The organism is Paratractidigestivibacter sp. (genome assembly GCF_052362415.1).
Classification (GTDB): Bacteria; Actinomycetota; Coriobacteriia; order Coriobacteriales; family Atopobiaceae; genus Paratractidigestivibacter.
In genome coordinates this window covers 3,345-4,734 of the sequence record NZ_DAWEMK010000123.1, presented here as the reverse complement: position 1 = coordinate 4,734, position 1,390 = coordinate 3,345, and the positions used below count along the sequence as shown (strand labels likewise).

The 1,390-nt window shown below is 64.5% G+C and carries 2 protein-coding genes; both read right to left on the bottom strand.

What is annotated here, in order from left to right; translation table 11 throughout:
- Positions 1-760 (bottom strand): PTS system mannose/fructose/sorbose family transporter subunit IID (locus tag ACT84W_RS09550; RefSeq protein WP_444329033.1); only part of this gene is annotated, 760 nt, incomplete at its 3' end.
- A gap of 2 nt (positions 761-762) precedes the next feature.
- Positions 763-1,390, bottom strand: a 628-nt coding sequence (locus tag ACT84W_RS09545) for a PTS mannose/fructose/sorbose/N-acetylgalactosamine transporter subunit IIC (protein ID WP_444329032.1), incomplete at its 5' end; no start/stop codon positions are given.

Here is a 1,390-nt window from a genome sequence, read left to right as displayed (position 1 = left end):
CGTTCTTCTTGGTAAGAAGGTAATACGCGCCTCCCGTGATGGCGGCCGGGATCATGGCAGGGAGAATCTTGTCGAGCAGCGGCTGGATCTCCATCGCGACGTCACCGAAGCTGAAGCTGATCGGGCAGGTGACGCCGATGACCGAGGCGATGAGGCAGCCGACCACGGTGAGGCCGAGCACGGAGGCGGCGGCAGTGAGGTTGGGAAGCTTCTCGCTGAAGTCGGTGACGAGCTTCACGCCCTGCTTGTAGCCGAACTCGAGGGCGTGCATGCGGACCCAGAAGATGGCCAGGATGAGCGCGAACCAGATGCCTGCGCCCACCGGGTTGCCCTCGATGGCCATATAGGCGGCGATGGAGCCCATGATGGTCGGGATCATGGTCATGAGCAGAGAGTCGCCGACGCCGGCGAGCGGCCCCATAGTGCCGATCTTCAGGTCCTGGACGGCGTCCGCCGCCGCGAGGCCGTCGCGCTCCTCCATGGCCACGCAGGCGCCGAGGATGACGGCGGCGAGCCAGGGCTGGGTGTTGTAGTAGCGGAAGTGGTTGTTGAGCGCCTGCTTATAGTCCTCGTCGTTCGTGTAGATCTTCCTCAGGATCGGCGAGAGGGCGTAGGCGACCGAGGCGCCCTGCTGGGTCTGGTAGTTGAAGGTGCACACGCTCATGAGCCAGCGCCAGTTCGCGTTGCGCAAGTCCTTCTTGGTGACCTTGTAGCCGGAGGGCTTGCCCTCGGCGGCGGCGATGATGTTCTCGTTTTCCATGGTTACTCATCCTCTCCGATGAAGGCGTCTGCGGAAGCGTGGGCGGTGAGCTCGGCGTCCCTCTCGGCACGCTGGTAGAACGCGATCGCGAGGGCAACGCCGACGATGGCGGCGCCGATGATGGGCACGTTCAGGAAGGCAGAGAGGAAGAAGCCGGCGAGCAGGTACTGGAAGTACTTAGCGGTGGGCATGTAGCGAAGCAGCATGGCGATGCCGACGGCCGGGAGCATCTTGCCGGCGAGGGTGAGGCCGGAGAGGAACCACTGGGGCATGACCTCGAGGAGCCAGTTGACGGCAGGCTGGCCGAGCGTCACGGAGACAAAGACGGGCAGGGCGGCGCACAGGCCGAAGAGCGCGGGGCAGACCCACAGGATGGCGTTCATCTGATTGAACTTACCCTCGTTGCAGAACTTCTGGGACTTCTCGACGACGAAGCCGTTGAGGATCTTGACGATGACGTCGAGCTGGATGCCGAGCATGCCGACCGGCAGGCCGATGGCGAGGCCCGTGTCGGCGCCTAGGGTCACGCCGTAGGCGGTGGCGATGATGGCCATCGTGCCGTAGTCGGGAATCGAAGAGCCGCCGAAGCCCGCGACGCCGAGCTGCATGAGCTGGATGGTGCCGCCGATG